The 16,620-nt window shown below is 39.1% G+C and carries 18 protein-coding genes; 12 read left to right on the top strand and 6 right to left on the bottom strand.

Translation table 11 applies throughout. From position 1 onward, the window contains the following. Positions 1 to 32: 32 nt before the first annotated feature. Entirely contained in the window at positions 33 to 851 is an 819-nt protein-coding gene (locus tag ICL16_RS16065; RefSeq protein WP_190829475.1) for a RodZ domain-containing protein, read from the bottom strand. 172 nt (positions 852 to 1,023) lie between these two features. Here ICL16_RS16065 and ICL16_RS16060 point away from each other — a divergent pair, with 172 nt between their 5' ends. The 9 genes from ICL16_RS16060 to ICL16_RS16020 all read left to right on the top strand — a co-directional run bounded on the left by ICL16_RS16060 (position 1,024) and on the right by ICL16_RS16020 (position 10,661). Further along, positions 1,024 to 1,908, top strand: a complete 885-nt coding sequence (locus ICL16_RS16060) for an alpha/beta hydrolase (RefSeq protein WP_190829473.1) — start codon at positions 1,024 to 1,026, stop codon at positions 1,906 to 1,908. Between the two features lie 259 nt (positions 1,909 to 2,167). Next, on the top strand, positions 2,168 to 3,181 hold the full coding sequence (locus ICL16_RS16055) for a helix-turn-helix domain-containing protein (protein WP_238360796.1): 1,014 nt from the start codon (positions 2,168 to 2,170) through the stop codon (positions 3,179 to 3,181). Positions 3,182 to 3,319: 138 nt separating this feature from the next. Further along, positions 3,320 to 4,003, top strand: coding sequence for an SAM-dependent methyltransferase (locus ICL16_RS16050; RefSeq protein WP_190829469.1), 684 nt, complete (start codon positions 3,320 to 3,322; stop codon positions 4,001 to 4,003). Between the two features lie 260 nt (positions 4,004 to 4,263). After that, complete coding sequence (locus ICL16_RS16045; RefSeq protein ID WP_190829467.1) at positions 4,264 to 5,148, top strand: ATP-binding protein; 885 nt, start codon at positions 4,264 to 4,266, stop codon at positions 5,146 to 5,148. Between the two features lie 124 nt (positions 5,149 to 5,272). Then, entirely contained in the window at positions 5,273 to 5,470 is a 198-nt protein-coding gene (locus ICL16_RS16040; RefSeq protein WP_190829563.1) for a hypothetical protein, read from the top strand. A gap of 110 nt (positions 5,471 to 5,580) precedes the next feature. Next, on the top strand, positions 5,581 to 7,827 hold the full coding sequence (locus tag ICL16_RS16035) for a GTPase family protein (protein WP_190829465.1): 2,247 nt from the start codon (positions 5,581 to 5,583) through the stop codon (positions 7,825 to 7,827). A gap of 22 nt (positions 7,828 to 7,849) precedes the next feature. Continuing rightward, on the top strand, positions 7,850 to 9,124 hold the full coding sequence (locus ICL16_RS16030) for a TRAFAC clade GTPase domain-containing protein (protein ID WP_190829462.1): 1,275 nt from the start codon (positions 7,850 to 7,852) through the stop codon (positions 9,122 to 9,124). A gap of 23 nt (positions 9,125 to 9,147) precedes the next feature. Beyond that, the gene (locus ICL16_RS16025; protein WP_190829460.1) at positions 9,148 to 10,176 is read left to right on the top strand and encodes a hypothetical protein; all 1,029 of its coding nucleotides are present in this window, start codon (positions 9,148 to 9,150) and stop codon (positions 10,174 to 10,176) included. A gap of 185 nt (positions 10,177 to 10,361) precedes the next feature. Continuing rightward, positions 10,362 to 10,661 (top strand): hypothetical protein, encoded by a 300-nt coding sequence (locus tag ICL16_RS16020; protein WP_190829458.1) that lies wholly within the window; start codon positions 10,362 to 10,364, stop codon positions 10,659 to 10,661. A 291-nt stretch (positions 10,662 to 10,952) separates the two neighbouring features. Here the strand turns inward: ICL16_RS16020 and mazF are convergent, their stop codons facing one another. From mazF to ICL16_RS16000, 4 genes are all read right to left on the bottom strand, one after another. After that, positions 10,953 to 11,306 carry an endoribonuclease MazF gene (gene mazF, locus ICL16_RS16015; RefSeq protein WP_337907025.1) on the bottom strand — a complete coding sequence of 118 codons (354 nt, stop codon included), beginning with the start codon at positions 11,304 to 11,306 and terminating at the stop codon, positions 10,953 to 10,955. Beyond that, complete coding sequence (locus tag ICL16_RS16010) at positions 11,293 to 11,529, bottom strand: AbrB/MazE/SpoVT family DNA-binding domain-containing protein (protein WP_190829441.1); 237 nt, start codon at positions 11,527 to 11,529, stop codon at positions 11,293 to 11,295. The genes mazF and ICL16_RS16010 overlap by 14 nt, the downstream gene beginning before the upstream one ends. Positions 11,530 to 11,788: 259 nt before the next feature. Then, complete coding sequence (locus tag ICL16_RS16005) at positions 11,789 to 12,781, bottom strand: ROK family protein (RefSeq protein ID WP_190829439.1); 993 nt, start codon at positions 12,779 to 12,781, stop codon at positions 11,789 to 11,791. A gap of 35 nt (positions 12,782 to 12,816) precedes the next feature. Then, positions 12,817 to 13,560, bottom strand: a complete 744-nt coding sequence (locus ICL16_RS16000; protein WP_190829436.1) for a Mut7-C RNAse domain-containing protein — start codon at positions 13,558 to 13,560, stop codon at positions 12,817 to 12,819. A gap of 172 nt (positions 13,561 to 13,732) precedes the next feature. Between ICL16_RS16000 and ICL16_RS15995 the strand changes: the two genes are divergently transcribed. From ICL16_RS15995 to ICL16_RS15985, 3 genes are all read left to right on the top strand, one after another. Continuing rightward, positions 13,733 to 13,885 carry a hypothetical protein gene (locus ICL16_RS15995; protein ID WP_190829434.1) on the top strand — a complete coding sequence of 51 codons (153 nt, stop codon included), beginning with the start codon at positions 13,733 to 13,735 and terminating at the stop codon, positions 13,883 to 13,885. A 120-nt stretch (positions 13,886 to 14,005) separates the two neighbouring features. Beyond that, on the top strand, positions 14,006 to 15,154 hold the full coding sequence (locus ICL16_RS15990) for a cupin domain-containing protein (RefSeq protein WP_190829432.1): 1,149 nt from the start codon (positions 14,006 to 14,008) through the stop codon (positions 15,152 to 15,154). 89 nt (positions 15,155 to 15,243) lie between these two features. Continuing rightward, positions 15,244 to 16,269: a sucrase ferredoxin gene (locus ICL16_RS15985; protein WP_190829430.1), complete on the top strand. Its 1,026-nt coding sequence runs from the start codon at positions 15,244 to 15,246 to the stop codon at positions 16,267 to 16,269. Here ICL16_RS15985 and ICL16_RS15980 read toward each other — a convergent pair. Further along, entirely contained in the window at positions 16,183 to 16,620 is a 438-nt protein-coding gene (locus ICL16_RS15980; RefSeq protein ID WP_337907024.1) for a GNAT family N-acetyltransferase, read from the bottom strand. The two genes, ICL16_RS15985 and ICL16_RS15980, sit on opposite strands and share 87 nt — an antisense overlap.

Raw genomic sequence — 16,620 nt, 5'->3', positions numbered from 1 at the left:
CCCCGACTTTTTGAAAAAGTCGGGGATCTAAGTTAATTGACTTTTTCTGGCGTAAACGTAATTTCTTTGATACTACCAACTGCTCCTAATTGTTTTGGTTGCTGATTGTTTTGCGAAACAATCACCGCACCAGCATTACCAGAACGTATACTCAGCTCTTTTTTGGCTTTCCAGGTTTTGCGATCGCCTTTGTTCAATATTCCCTCAAATTCAGTTTTACCATCTACTTTGACTCGTAGCCATGATTTGTCTTGTAGTTCCAGAGAAACTTCCACGCTTGATTCCTTTGCCGTGGGGGATGGTGTTGATAGCTGGGCGGCTACAGGTGTTGCTAAGACACTTGGTAAGGGTTTACTTTTTGAAGATGCTTTTGGTGATGAAGCTGATTGTGATGCTTTTTTCTTGTCCCCGACTTTCAGTTCTGATTTGCTCTGAGAGAAAGATTCTGCACTACGTTGTGGATTGAGCAGGTAAAAGAGTCCCACGGAGGCAGCTACTACTAATAAAATGTAGGGGACAGCAAGAGGTACATATATGTTTGGTTTTTGTGCTGCAACCTCAACAGAATCGTTTGTGAGCTCAGCCGGAGGGAAAGTAGTGGCAAACTTTTTTGCCAGAGTAGTACCATCTAACCCGACTGCGTCTCCGTAATGACGGATGAATCCTTGAACATAGATTGGTTCAGGCAATACCTCAAATCGCCCATCATCTAAAGCTTGTAAAAAAGTTGGTCTAATATGTGTTAGAGCAGCTACTTCTTCTATACGTAGCGATTTTTCTTCTCTTGCTTGTCGTAAAAGTACAGATATTTCCTTTAATTGCTCTTCTTGAGCGTCACTTGACAACTTCACGATTCTCTCCTAGTCAGCACTAAATGTTTAATTTTCACGCTTAGAAATTACTTAAATAATTGTGATTTTTTTGACTACACCCTATCACCCATTTATTGATTACTTATTGATAACTTTAAAAACTTTAGTCAGCTTATATAAGCTTAAGATTATTGTATTTAAAAATACGTACATGAAAACAACCAAGGTGCAATATATAGTACAGTTGTTAATCTGGCTACTATTTTGGGTGGGAGTGGCGACTTTTGTCGGTTATTGTGCTGTATGCATATTTCTTTTTTTTCAGCAACCGCGATTTTTATTTTTTCCCTCTGCTGAGATCGAAACTACACCAAAAGCTTGGAAGCTAGATTATGAGGAGGTTTGGTTGCCCGTGCCAGTTGCATCGAAGCTGGAACGTATTCATGGTTGGTGGATTAAAGCAAATCACAAGAGCGATCGCGTGTTACTGTATCTACACGGAAATGGAATCAACATTGGCGCAAATGTTGCCCACGCCAATCGGTTACAGAAGTTAGGGTTTTCGATTTTACTCATAGATTACCGTGGCTACGGACGTAGTGAGGGCGCTTTTCCCAATGAAGCGCGGGTTTACCAAGATGCAGCCACAGCTTGGAATTATTTAGTAGAACACAAAGGGATTGATCCCAAAAACATTTTTATTTATGGGCATTCTCTGGGAGGAGCGATTGCTATTGATTTGGCGGTTCAACATCCCGATGCTGCAGGCTTAATTGTGGAAAGTTCTTTCACTTCTATCCAAGGGGTGATTGCTGCTCGGAAACTTTTTCGGATATTTCCTGTCAGTTTTATCCTGACGCAGCGGTTTGACTCGTTGAATAAAGTAGCAAAATTAAAAATGCCCGTGTTATTCATTCACGGCACTGCTGATGAAACTGTACCAGCTTTCATGAGCCAAAACCTGTATGATGCTGCTTCTGAACCGAAGCAATTGATTTTAGTTCCGGGTGCAGGACATAATAATGTAGCAGACGTTGCGCCTGATATTTATTTACCAGCGGTAAGGTCTTTTATCAACCAATTTTATGGGAAGTAATTGATAAATACTGAGTTAAAAAATTACTGTATTTCAGTAAGTTGGATGGGGAAAAATTAGCACATTATTTCATTAGTGAAAGTTTTAACAATTTTTACTAAAAAAATACAAAATTGTTACTTATTGTTCCGGAAAAGCTTGGAAATGGCAGAATAAATTACACAGGTAAGAATATTCTTTTTTGCTCAATTGCTCATATAGGCTTTTAATAATGACTATGACATCTGCGTACTTGTTAACAGTCCCTGGAAATTCTCCTATGGAAATTTCTCGTGATGAATTGCGATCGCTTCTTGGTGAAATAGAAAACGATCTCCACCAAAGTAAGGTATATCGTCGTGCGGTAGCGACTTTACAAAAATTGTTAGGCACTTCTGCTGAACAAGCCCATCTTTTGTTTAAAGCTGTGGGTAGAGAAGCAATTGGTTTAGCATTTGAGAAATTTACGCAGCATGAGAAAGTTACAGAAGATAACCAACCATCAGAAACTCAAGTTGAAACACCAGTTGTAGAAGAAGCAGATTACACTGAATTGTCACATTGCTTAACAAATGTTAAACCACAACAAAAGTCTTTACCCAGCAACCCCGCGAATATCGGGGGGCAAGAGGGGATCAATTCTAACCTAAAAGAAAACAGCCCCAACAAGAAGGTACTGACTAGGTGGCTCGATAAAAAACCAAGACAAGCTGAATTAGCTCAAAAAGCAGCAGATAAACGTCGAGACAGTTTGCGTCAAATTGGTGAAAAACTTCGCCAAGCCCGTGAGTCTCAAAATCTTTCGCTCACCCAACTCAACGTTTACACTCACGTACCAATTTCTTCAATGGAAGCAGTAGAAAACGGTAACTGGGATTTATTACCAGAAGATGTCTTTGTACGTGGCTTTATTCGGGTGATGGGAAATGCGTTGGGATTAAATGGTACACATCTAGCGTCTTGTTTACCAGCAACACCAGAACAGGTGAAAAAAAATATTTTGCCTTACAAGTATCAGCCTAAAGGACGCAATTTTGAACTTCAATTACCTTCAATACATCCGGCATATTTGTATGTAGGCTACACAGCCCTTGTCGCTGGCTCGGTAGGTGGATTGTCAGTTTTATCTCAGCAAGCAAATGCGAATAAACTACATCCAGAAGCTGCCATGCCACCTTCTTCTGTCACCCAGTCGTTGCAAGATAAAAAAGAACCAATTACTAAACCAGGGCTACAATCTAGTACTGCTGGTGTGTCTGTTGGAGCCGATATTTCTCGCCCAGAAACACTTTAATGGGGTGGTTGTTGAGGGCGCGTCTAAAACCCACAATTCCTGTAGAGACGCTTCAAACAGGGCGTCTCTACATTAAATGTTGTTTTGTTGTAAAAACTGAATTTGGTATGATGCAGTAGAAACGCGAGGCTACTGCATATGGGATTAAGGCTTGACTCTGTTGTTCCTTGGGGACGTTCTCTACAGGAATATATTCAGATGTTTGACCTCACTACTAATGACCTAAGTGGTAAAATTCTTGATTGTGCTGGTGGACCTGCTAGTTTCAATGCGGAAGTGACGGCTCTTGGACATAGCGTCATTTCTTGCGATCCCATATACCAGTTTTCTGCAAGTGAAATATCCCAACGTATTGAAGAAACCTTTCCAGTAATTTTAAAGGGCGTACAAACCAATCAGCAAAATTTTGTCTGGACAACAATTGAGTCTCCTGAAAATTTGTGTCAGGTTCGCAAGCAGGCAATGGACAAGTTCCTAGTAGACTTTCCCCCAGGATTACAACAGGGGCGTTACGTCATAGAGGAACTACCTTCCTTGTCATTTAATCCAGAACAGTTTGACTTAGCGCTATGTTCTCACCTATTGTTTACCTATTCAGATCAACTATCAATGGAATTTCATCTTACAGCAATTATAGAGATGTGCCGAGTTGCATGTGAAGTTCGGATCTTTCCATTGTTAGTAAACATGACGGGAGAAGTTTCACCTTGGTTGCAACCTGTACTCCAAGAATTAGAGTCTCAAGGTTATTTAGTTGAGATTAGACAAGTTCCCTATGAGTTTCAAAAAGGTGGGAATCAACTTTTACGGGTACTTCGGTAAGCCAACCTGCTCAATGGAGTTTTGCCTAGTATAAAGCGCGATCGCAACACCCACCACCAACATACTGCTCAATTAAATCGTCAATCTTCCGCCTACCTCTAAGAGTGAAATAGCCGACGCAAAAATCGCTCAATAAGAGACTTTGAGAGTATCTCGCAGAATCGGTAGTAATTGCAAGTTAATATTGATACTCAGCTAAAAACAGATTTACCAGCAATTTTTACCTAGTATTATGTATTTAAAATCTTGCAAGCAGCATTGTGAGTCTGATTCTGAAAGTTCCTACTATCAATGACAAACCAAAGGACTTTGACTGCTTGTTCCAACTATGGCAGCAAGTCCAAGAATGTACAAAAGAAGTAATTTTTGATTTTTCAGAGTGTTACTTTTTACAACAAAACGCCGTGGCATTTTTAGGTGGTTTAGCCAGACTGGTTGAGTCACGAGGCGGTAAAGCTATCTTTAACTGGGACACAGTAAAAAATCATATCAGCATGAACCTAAAACAAAATGGATTTATGTACGCATTTAACGGTGATGAGGAACCTTGGCAAGGTAATTCCATTCCCTACAGAGAAGATCGATGCCAAAATAGAGATGATTTGGTTTACTATCTTGCTGAACAGTGGTTTGGTAGAGGCTGGGTTCACATCAGTAATTTGTTACGAGGAGTGATTGTCGGAACTACTTTGGAAATCTATGCCAATGCTTTTGAGCATGGGCGAACTGATATCGGCGTGTTTAGCTGCGGACAGCACTACCCCAAGCTAGGCGAACTCAAGCTGACTGTTGTTGACTTTGGGGTAGGAATCCCTCACAATGTCCGTGATTTTCAAAACAACTTCCGTCTACCGGCAGCCGAAGCCTTAAAATGGGCTTTCCAACCGGGGACAACTACGAGAACTGGAGATGTGACGGGTGGTATCGGTCTTGACTATTTAAAACAATTTGTTCACATAAATAAGGGAAAACTTCAAATTCTAAGTCATGATGGATGTGCGACAATAGATGAAAAACAAGAAATTTACGAAAATAGACAAACTTTCTTTGGAGGAACACTGGTAAACATTACACTCTTGTGCGACGAGTCATATTATGCCTTGGACTTTGAACCAGATGAAGAGCCGTCTTTTGAAGGTGTCTAACCTAAACCAAGTTGGCAAGCAAATACTCAAGCACGGGAATTGAAAATTCAAAGCGGTATTACTCTGACCCTGATTTTCGTAGTAGAGTAGACCAAGTTATCAGCGAACAGGCTAATACCATTTAATGCCAGTTAACTATACAGTTCAGGCTGAGGTTGTTGATATCCGGTCTGACTCTCCGAAAAAAGAAGACAAAGCAGGAATAGTAAAAATAATTACTGATGATGGTGATTATGTTACTGTTCCTGGAATAAAAGTCTTTACAGCTAATATAGGTGCGATCGCTGCCGCAGGTAGTCAAGGTAAGTTGCGGGTGAGATAGAGGAATGCGATCGCATTCCTCTGAGTGTGCAATGTAAGTATAAACACTAATGGCAGAAATAAAGGTGGCAAAATATACTTGTTGAATTGCCTCATTAACCATGTTATCAGATGGACGTAACCACGCGCATCACCAACATTATTGAAAAGCGTAAACCCCTAGCTAAGAGAATTGAAGGGGTAGAAGGGAATTTAAAAACTCTTTCTGTAGCCCTACACCAACTTGAGGAACATCGCAACAATCTTTTAACCCAAGTTAATGATTCAGCTGTCACTGGCAAACTTAAGGAAATTGATTTTTCTAATATTCAATTAACTATCACGTCTGAGTTACAAGCTTTAATTAAGCTGAAAAACCGTTTTTCTCGCGATACCCTCAACATCGGAGTTGTAGGACGTGCAAGACAAGGGAAAAGCCGTCTTCTGCAAAGTTTAACTGGATTAAGTGCAGCAGAAATCCCTGATGGGGATAGACAGCATTGTACAGGGGTTCGGAGTACGATTCATCACAATCCTAATGTAGATACTTATGGAGAGGTGTGGTTTCACACTGAGCATTCATTTTTAGATGAAGTGATTGCTCCTTATTACGAGAAACTTCGTTTAGGTGCAAAACCTCTCACTGTAGAAGAGTTTGCTAATAAACCCTTACCACCATTATCTCAAGATATTCCTGGTTATGCAGAACCGGGAGCAATGTATGAACATTTAAAGCGGTATCATACTCAGTTCCATCAATATCGTCATCTTTTAAAGGAAACTTCCCCTCGAACTATTAAGAAACATCAAATTCGAGAATATGTAGCGCAAGACACTCCTGATGGTCAACGCATTTTCTTCAACTACTTAGCGGTTAAAGAGGTTAAAATTACCTGTACATTTCCAAATGCTGATGTCGGTAAAATTGCCTTAGTAGATATGCCAGGATTAGGCGATACAGGACTTGGGGATGAGGATAGATTAATTAAAGCATTAGGAAAGGACATTGATTTTGTTTTATTTGTCAGAATGCCTAAATCTGCTGGAGATTATTGGGCGGATGTGGATGTTAAATTATATGATGCTGCTCGTTCAGCCTTAGTAGATTTACCCATTAATTTATGGTCATTTCTGGTACTTAATCAAACTCATCCTGAATCTAATAATGGGGATAATCTAAAAAACTGCAAAGATTTATTGGAGACAATTGAAGAAAAATATATAACAGTCGAAAAATGTTTAATTACTAACTGTGCTAGCAGTCAAGAGACTAACCAACTCTTAAATACAATTTTGGATTACTTAACTAAGAATATTGATGCTCTTGATCAAAAATATTCTAGTGCTTGTCAAAAGCGTTTAGTAGATATTTATGAAACAGTTAATGCTGAATTGAGCAAAGCAAAAATAGTTTTACCTAAAGATTTAGAGGACAATTATCAAGAAACTGAAGAACTCTTTAGCGAGCTATTTGGAAATAATGATAGCGGTTGGTGGAAGTCTATTGCTCTAGGACTTCAAGAATTAAGAGTACAACTTTGGCATCAACGGCAAGTACCTGATGAAGAATTACACGAAGGAGTGATCGCAGCTATTCAAACTTGCGAACAGGATAAAGGTATTCTCTCATCAGAAGATGCCTTAAGAGAAATTAATAATCGCATCATGATTAGTAGTGCTTTTAGGGCTTATCCTGATTATCAAGACGAACTAAGAGTATTAATTTCTCATAGGTTTTTATCTTTAGATGAAAACCTCAAACGGATAGTTGAGTTAGTTAAGAATCAAGTAGTTGAGGTTTTAAAATCAAAAGGAAGTTTAAGCGTTCTAAGCGAGGCTGAAGGGTCAGAATTTTTTGCAGCGATCGCTAATATTATTCCTGAACGTTTAGCAAAGTTAAAAGCAGGATTTCAAATAATAGCAAACTTTCAGTTATCCTACCGTGGCTTAATTCTTCCTCGTATTCGTCAGCATTTAGATGGACTTACCAATATTAGTCCTATGACTGGACAATTTGGACAATCAGAACAGTTAGATAAAACGCTTGCTGTTTCTAAAGATACCAGTGCTGAAGATATTCTAACTGCTTTAGAAATTGACTATGACAAAGCGATTAATACTATCAAACCTGCCTTGGAAGAATTGCTATACGAACCGAATGAAGCTGTCTATGCAATGGTAGAAGAATTTATCGATAACGTTATCCTTCAAAAGGATATCCAGAAGGAATGGAGAAACTTTTTAAGGGGAGTTCGTGGAAAAATATGGTTTGACGTATTTGGAAAAAAAGAACAGGATAGACAGATGCGAGAGGAATGGGTGAAAGCAGTTAATCAAGTTAACTTAGTAAATCAACTTGAGTCTTTTTATTTTGCTTAATAGTAAATAAGTAGGAAATATTATGAATGGAACTGAAGAATTAAAAATTCTTATGGTTGCTTTAAGAGGAATTGGTAAAACTAGTCTTTTAGCAGCTATGCACGAAGAGTTTAACAAAACATTTGAGCGTGCTAATCTTCAAACTTGGATTGATGATACCAATACCTTACGCGCAATAGAAGAATGTAAGTCTATCATAAAAAATATAGACCCACGCTTACAGAAGCAAGTTACTCCGACGCAACCTAAAGAAAATCCTTGGAACGACCAAGGTTTTTACTTTGAGATTGGGAGTAGCGGTAAAAAATTTATGCAATTGAGGTTTACTGACCCCTCCGGTGAGTACTTTAATCCAGATGCAGCACCAGAACAAAAAGAATATATCAAACGACAGCTAAATGAATGCGATGCGGTAGTTATTCCTATTGATGCTACCGCACTCATGCAAAAAAAGACAGGAAGAGTCAGTCATGGAGAAATTGGAACATGGCATGAGGAAAAAAATAATTCCCAGCGTATTACTCAGCTATTAAAGGATGCTTATTCTCATGTAGAATCGCCTCGGTTAGTGATTTTAGCTCCTATTAAGTGCGAAACTTACACTAGAACATCAAGAGATGCTGAAAGCTTACTATACCAAGTCAAAATAAGTTATGGTGAATTGCTCGATTTTTTTAAATCAGATTCTTTAATTAATAAGGTAGCTGTAGTAATAACTCCAGTGCAAACTATTGGAAATGTAACCTTTTCTCATTACAAAACTGATGAAAATAACTTTACAAAATTTTACTACCATAAAACTCCAATTAACGCTCCTTACCAACCAAAAGATGGCGAACAACCGCTTCGATATATCCTATTGTTTCTAATTAATGTTTTTTTAGAAAATAAGAAGCAGATTTTACATAAAGAGAAAGAGAGCTTGGAAAGGCTTGAATTAGAGCTATGTACAGAGAAAGATAAATTAGAAAATGCTAAAAAAGAGTTTGAAGAAAAACAAAGACTCTTAAATGAACGTAATAACATGTGGTGGGTATTTAGAACAATAGCTAATCTGTTTGATGATAGAGAATCCCCTTACTATACAGTAAAAGAACAAGTCGAGCAAAAACAAGCTGGTATCCAAGAGATCCAAACAAGTTTTCAATCAAGTTTGTTTAAAGTTCAGGCAACTCAAGAACAAATTAACGCATTCAACAATGCCTTGTTGAGATTTGCGTTCGGCTCTAAAAATAGTGATGGTTTTGCAATTATTCAAGGGCATAAATGGTTGGAATTTCCTCAGTCTATTTTCTAATTAATAACAAGGATAATTAATTTATGAATAACTTTAAAATTTATGTAAAAACTTCTGCGCTAGGTAAGACGGGTATTCACTGGCGTAGTATTGAGAGCGAAGAACATCAACCTGTAGAAGTTCCTAGTTTGATTAAACGTCAAGTTATAGAAGAAAACGGTAAAATAGTTATTGTTAACGATTTAATTGATGAGGTTAAACCTTCCCTAATTATCTTTAGAGATAAAGAGGAGAACAAACTTTTATTGGAAGTAACAGGCATTGAATCACCACAACGATCTATTCAATTAGGGCGAACAGTTTTAAATTCTATAGTTTGGATAGCTGACAATTTAGAAGAAAATGAAGAAGTCTTACGGAAGATTGCCTATAGTGCTATTCAAAACATTTTACATCAAAATTCATCTTTTAGTAAGATGATTGAAGAATCGATTGACTTTTTTGAGTTGGAAGAGTTTAGAGTATCCCTGCAAAAAGTTCATCAATTTATTCAGAAAATTGAGCAAATTAATACCCAGTATTCTAATGATATAGAATCTTATGAACTATATCAAATAGAAAATAAATCAACTGATAATTTAAAAAAACTAGCAGAAGAAATACTAAATAATCCTCTACCTAAAAAGTGGACTAGTTGGGATGGAGAAAAAAACGATGGTGTCTTAGTCGTTGTAACAGAAAATTTAGAGAAACGAACTATTCTGCACAAAGCTGGTGTTTGGAGAGGTTTTGCATCTCGTGTAGAGGAACCAGTGAGAGAAGTTAAATCACAGGAAAAAAAAACGAACGCGATACCCTTCATGGACTCTCCAGAAGTGGAAGAAACTCAAGTTCCTTCTCAGCCAAACCAGAAAATTCGCCTAATGATAATGTTGCTAATAACAGCAATCACAATCGTGTTGATAGTTGTCAGCCTAAAACTCCTGTTTCAACCACAACCCCAGCAGACATCACAACCTCAAACCATACAACAACAGACTTCAGAACTTCAAGCGAAGCAAATTTTGGAACCGCAACCACAATCAACCCAAACTCCACAAATTCAGTCTTAGATTCACTCAAATCTATAGGCAATGTTGTCAAAGACATGGCTTTATCGCTGACTGGAGAAACTATAACATCTTTGATGCATCGGCTAAACTCTGAAAACAACTTGAATTTGTTTTATCTTGTTAATTATCTAAGCTGCTATTACTCTTCTATTACTGTTCAATCTCAAAAAGATTACCAGTTACTTATGGACTGTTATGGAAATGTAATTAAGCAAATAACTTTAGACTACTATGAAAAACAAATTGACAATGCTCCTAAAGAATTTCGTCATGAGTATACGGAAAAATTTTCTGACTATACCCAGATGATTAATAACTTTAATAAACTACCAACTCGTGAGCAAAAAAACATATTTAATCTGGGTTGGTTTATTTTGTATTGCCAAAATCATAACTTAGATTCCCCAGAAAAAGATAATATTTTGAGAGATTACTCCAACTTAATTGAACAAATTAAATCTTTACCTATTAATGAACAGAGTTAGCATTTATATCTTAAAATGGTTTCAGGTTATTTACTACTTTGTAGGCGGAACCCCAATACTATTCCAAGATAGATATCGTCAGGCGGAATTAATTCGTCTTTCATTAAATTCAAGGGTGGTGCAGATGAGTTTGGCTGCACGTTGTACGATTTTAGAGAAGTAGCGATCGCCCAAGCTGGTCATATTCACTACATAAATCTGATCGAAAAATGGTTGAAGCTCCAGGCTTAGGCGAAACTATCAACAATTCGCCTGTCGAAGATGCACGGCATAATTTGATAAAACTACTTGTCACAAAGGCATTAAAGTTCTCAGTAGGGTAATTACGTCAACTGTAAATTCAGATGGTGCTTTACAGGCAAATTCGGCTTGTCTTGCTTGCCAGTCAAATGACTTCACCTGATCTGCCAGCACTACCCCTGATACTACTAAGCCTTCCGGAATAGGTACTTCAAAAGGATATCCTTTTACTTTCGTAGTAATCGGACATACCAAAGCCAGTCCTACTTTGCGATTATATCTAGTTGGTGAGATGACAAGAGCAGGACGGCGACCTGCTTGCTCACGCCCAGTTTGAGGGGTGAAGTTGATCCAAATAATATCGCCTTGTTGAGGGATGTATAATTCAAAATTAGAAGACTTCACGACCTACTAGTTCTCCACTGTCAATTTCACCATGTAAATTATCGGCTGTTACTCGTGACAGTAGTTCATCGAGGTCATGTACTTTTTCTGTAAAGCGAGGTAAATTACTCGTGATGCTTTGTAGTGCCAAGGATTCAACAGATTGACCAGTCAACTCAGCGAGGTGATGCAGTTGCTCAAAGAGCGATTCTGGGATTTCTAACATCAGTTTTTGGGTAGCCATCTTTCACCTGCTTTGATTTTTACTATTTGTGATTATGGGCTTATAAAAAAAATTAAGCAGTTTTAGCGATATTTAAAGAAAGCAAAACGCTGAACATTACAATTCTAACTCCAAACATTATAAGCGTTTGCTAAGCTGTTACACATTTAACTTGCACATTAACAAGGGTTAGACTGTTAACTGTCAACGGTCAACAGTACAAAGCAACGATGTAGAAACGCGATATATCGCGTCTCTACAATATTAATATGTATCATAATTAACATGAAATCGTATCTAGGGCCAACGCCACCGCACCCCAAAGCGGCGCATCATCACCCAACGCTGCAGGAACAATCTCATAAGATACCTCAGGCAAAGCAGTCTCCCGCGCCACCTTCCTCACCACATCCCACAAACGCTCACCCGCCTTCATCACACTACCACCCAAAACAAACCGCTGCGGATTCACCAGATTCGCCACATTCCCAATGCCCATACCAAGCGCCCAACCAGCCCGCGCCAAAAACTCAACAGCCAACTCATCCCCAGCAGCAGCAGCCTCACTCACCACCTTCCCCGTAATCAAACCCAAATCACCCCCCACCAACCCCCGCAAAACCTCCCCTCTTCCCTCTTGGCTACCCCCAGGTTGAAACCTGGGGCTAAGCGGCGGTTCATTCTCCAAAACCTCCCTCACATCTCGCGCCATATAAGGTCCCGAAGCCAAACGTTCCACACAACCCCGCTTCCCACACAAACACATTGGTCCCTTATGATCGACAACCATGTGCCCAATCTCACCAGCCATACCCCCAGCACCCCGCCACGGCTGACCATTAAGAATCCAACCACCCCCTACCCCAGTACTCACAGTAATATAAAATAAACTATCAAACCGCTCACCAGCACCAAAACGATGCTCACCCAAAGCAGCAACATTAGCATCGTTATCCACACTAACCGGAACACCAAACTCTTGTGCCAACAAATCCCGTAAAGGAATATTTTCCCAACCCGGAACATGATGTGATAATCTCACCTTCCCTATCATTGCATCTACTGGTCCCCCAAAGCTCACACCGATCGCCCCTGGTTTCCTTCCTCCCAGCAAAGAATGGATGAGCGATCGCATCATTTCCAAATCAGTTTCAGCATTTGCCTTCACAGGAGAAAGGCGACGTTCATAACCCAACCATTCCCTAGAGCCAGCATTAACCAGCGCCGCCGCCAGTTTAGTTCCACCAAAATCGAGTGCTAATATTAACGTCATAGTCAGAATGCGAGCTTGTTAATTGCGATTAGCTATTAGCCATTATCCATTAGCGTGTCAATAAACTGTTGCAATCGTTCATAATGGGAACCTTTCCAATAAACCTGCTCACAGTCACAGCAGCGATGAAAATCATTATTCTGAGATTTAACCGTTTCCGGTAGTTTGTCAATCACAGATTCCTTCGCCACAGCTTCTAGCAACCCATTACAGCGCAAACACCGTTTAAAAGGCGATGCTAACTTAACCAAATCGAAGCGTCGCATTACTTCTGGCACTTGTAACTGAGGATCTGTATGTCTAACGTAATAGCCATGTTGCACCACACTCCGCATCAATAAACCTTTATCACGGGTGAGCAGAATTCGTTCTTGGGTGCTGGAGATGCGGGCTAATTCCTCGTCTTCGTAGTCGTTGCGGTACAACGTATCAAAGCCCAACAGGCGCAAAGATGTTGCCAGCTTACCTAAATGAATATCCAAAACGAAGCGAATTACACTTAACGGTTTTGGTCGGACAGATATAGTAGATGTAGTGACTGCCCGAAACGAGCTTGGATAGACTTTAATGATATCGCTATCTTGCACGATGTAGGAAAAATCTACTGCTTCCCCGTTGACTTCAATACAATCAACTTCGGGATGGGGGATACCCAAGGATTCGATCATGTCCTTGATTGAAGCTTTCTCTGCGAAAAAATGCTCTATTCTCCCAAGCCGTTTGTGGGGTGGTAAAAAATCATTCAATTCTGCATGAAAATGGAAAGACGCGATCGCCATAGCTACCAGTAATTTCTATGGATTTGCAATTTTATCATAAACAACAATTATTATCAAATGGTTGCTTTTGTTATTGACTTCAGCTACAGTCAATGCAGACAACCAGACTAAACCCTGATATCCTAGTCAAGGATTTAGTTGGTAGTTGGGTGCTTACTATCGGAGTCAAAATATGTCAAAGCAATTTGCACAATCTACCCAAAAACAGTTGCGTACCAGCAAAATTCAAGTACAAGTTAAGGAACTGACCCTGCAATCATTGAGTAAAAATACTACCGCTCAGTTAAATTCTGATGCTGATGGTGGCGATCTTACCAACGAGTAATTGCCAATCTATAGCATCTAGGTTATAACTGAGGAGTAAAGGGGTATTAAACAATTCACCCTTACTCCTCATTCTTAGTTGATTTTATTTTTTCGGTAATTATTGATAATAATTGGCAACATGCGCTCTTTAAGAGATATATTAAAACCATATAGTGTCGAGGAATTCTTAACCAAGAACTGGACAAACCTTGCAGTATTTATACCTAATGAAGGAGGAAATAAATTTGCCGATCTGTTTTCCTGGGAAAAACTCACATACTTGGTGAACTTTCACCATTTCAAATACCCAGAGATGCGATTGGCGTTAGATGAAAAAGTTTTAGATGAAAGCGCAAATGAAAATCCCATCAAGCACTGCCAAGAAGGTGCGACTCTCATCCTTAACGGGGTACATAAACTAATTCCCGAATTAGCTACGTTTGCTTCTGAGATAAAATATGATTTAGGTTGTGGTGTACAAGTAAATGCCTACTGTTCATGGCCACACAAACAAGGTTTTTCTTCTCACTACGACACTCATGAAGTGTTTATCTTACAAATAGATGGCACAAAGAAATGGTATGTTTTTCCAGATACATTTAAGTATCCTTTAGTTGAGCAAAAATCATCTTCTTTGCCGCCGCCAGAAGGAGAACCTTATTTAACTTGTACTCTAAATAAAGGTGATGTTCTTTACATTCCACGCGGACATTGGCATTATGCGATCGCACAAAATGAACCTTCTTTACATTTAACTTTAGGAGTGCATTGCCGAACGGGAATTGATTTTCTCGAATGGGTAGTTAGTCAATTACGCCAACAAGAAGATTGGCGAAAAAGTCTGCCTATAGGTGTAGAGAAGGATACAGCAAAAAGTTTATATTGTTTGGTAGATAAATTAAATAAACATCTTGCTGCCAACGATATTTATGATGAGTATATAAGCTATTTGGATAGCTTATGCCAACCTATAGCCCGCTACTCTCTACCGTTTCAAGCAGGGTTTAATATTTTTACCAACGGCGCTGAAACAAAGTTCACTAATCCTAAATTTCAGCGAGTAAGATTTTCCCAACTGTCAGATGGTAGTGGGTACAAAATTACCGTTGCCGGGAAGGAAGTATCTCTTAAAGGGATACCAATTTCTGTTGTGGAGAAAATCTTCACCACACAGACGTTTACTGGAAATGATGTGCTCAAGTGGCTACCAGATTATGACTGGGAAATAGACATTCTTCCTTTGTTATCTCGTTTGGTAGTCGAGGGCATCATTTTTGTTGATAGTTAATTGTTAATGGTTTATAGCAATTAACAATTAGCACAACTCTGTTTGTAATATCCTTTTGTATTCAATTCAACCTACTCAGTATACCATAAATGAACACATTCTTTTGTTCCGACCATTCAAAACAAGCAGGAGAAGATATTATTGGCAGTGCCAGCAATCATCAAACTTATATATTAGTTGAGTGTCCTCAACCGTGGCTAGGTGAAACTTTCAACTCCAAATGGGTTTCTGAGAACTTGCGGACATTGGTAGAGGAAGTAAAACAAGCTAAACTACCAATAAGATTTTTACTTATTGCTAATAGTGTATCACACAAAGCAGACAGTACAACCCTGTTAATTTACCATCGAAAAGATGGATTAGGAAACGGCTATCGCAAGCTGGAATTCAAGCTAAAAAATATTGAGCAAGTAGCAACAGTAGTGAGAAGATGGTTAAAGAATGGAAATTCTGACGAGCAAGTAGAGACAAAAGCTTCCAGAGACATATTAATATGTACCCACGGCAGTGTTGACATGTGCTGTGCCAGATACGGTACTCCCTTTTACCACCAAGCAGCAAACGCTGTTGCTAATTTAGGCATAAATAACGTCAGAATTTGGAAATCCAGCCACTTTGGGGGACATAGATTTGCACCAACAGCCATCGACTTGCCAGAAGGAAGATACTACGGCGTATTGGATGCAGATTCATTCAATTCAATATTAACCCGTACTGGCAACATCACATGCTTGAATAAAGTTTATCGAGGTTGGGGAATTCTGTCATCTGAGCTACAAGTTTTAGAACGAGAAATCATGTTACAGCACGGATGGGATTGGTTTGACTACAAAGTTGCAGCAAGAATCATCGAAGAAAACTTAGATAACGATACCATTCAAGCTGAACTAACTTTAGAAAAACCAGATGGTGAATTGTACACCTACCAAGCTAGCTTGATCAAATATGACACGAAAAAGCTACAAATCAAGGGTTCTTGCAAGGCAAAACAAGAATATGTTTTTCCTAAATACGCTGTAGCTAGTCTCTCAAGCGCCAACCAGAAACTTGTAGTACATGAAAACGTGACTCAAGCCCAGATACTCGAAGACTTTTCCCTCAGAAACAAATCCTAATCGCTGATAAAAGTTAATGGCATTAGGGCGCGACATCAATCTTACAGCCGACAGATTTTTTTGCTGAGCGATGAAGAGCGATTTTCTTACGAGTTGAGAGCCAATACCTTGGTTGCGGAATTCTGGTAGTACAGCAACATAGGCAATGCTGCCCAACTCAGAAGAAAGTAATCGCAGTCTTGCCGAGCCAATAATTTGTGTGCCGTTAAGGGCAACTAGATGAAAGGCACTATCTTCATACAAGTCTTTCTCAGTTCCCAACGGCATTGCCAAAGGTGCTCTCAACACCAGCCACCTTTGGTAAAACATATCATTTAATTCTTCATGTTTTACAAGGCGTACTTCTACCAC

The sequence above is a fragment of the Iningainema tapete BLCC-T55 genome, assembly GCF_014698965.1.
GTDB lineage: Bacteria > Cyanobacteriota > Cyanobacteriia > Cyanobacteriales > Nostocaceae > Iningainema > Iningainema tapete.
This window is presented reverse-complemented; position numbering and strand designations above follow the sequence as displayed.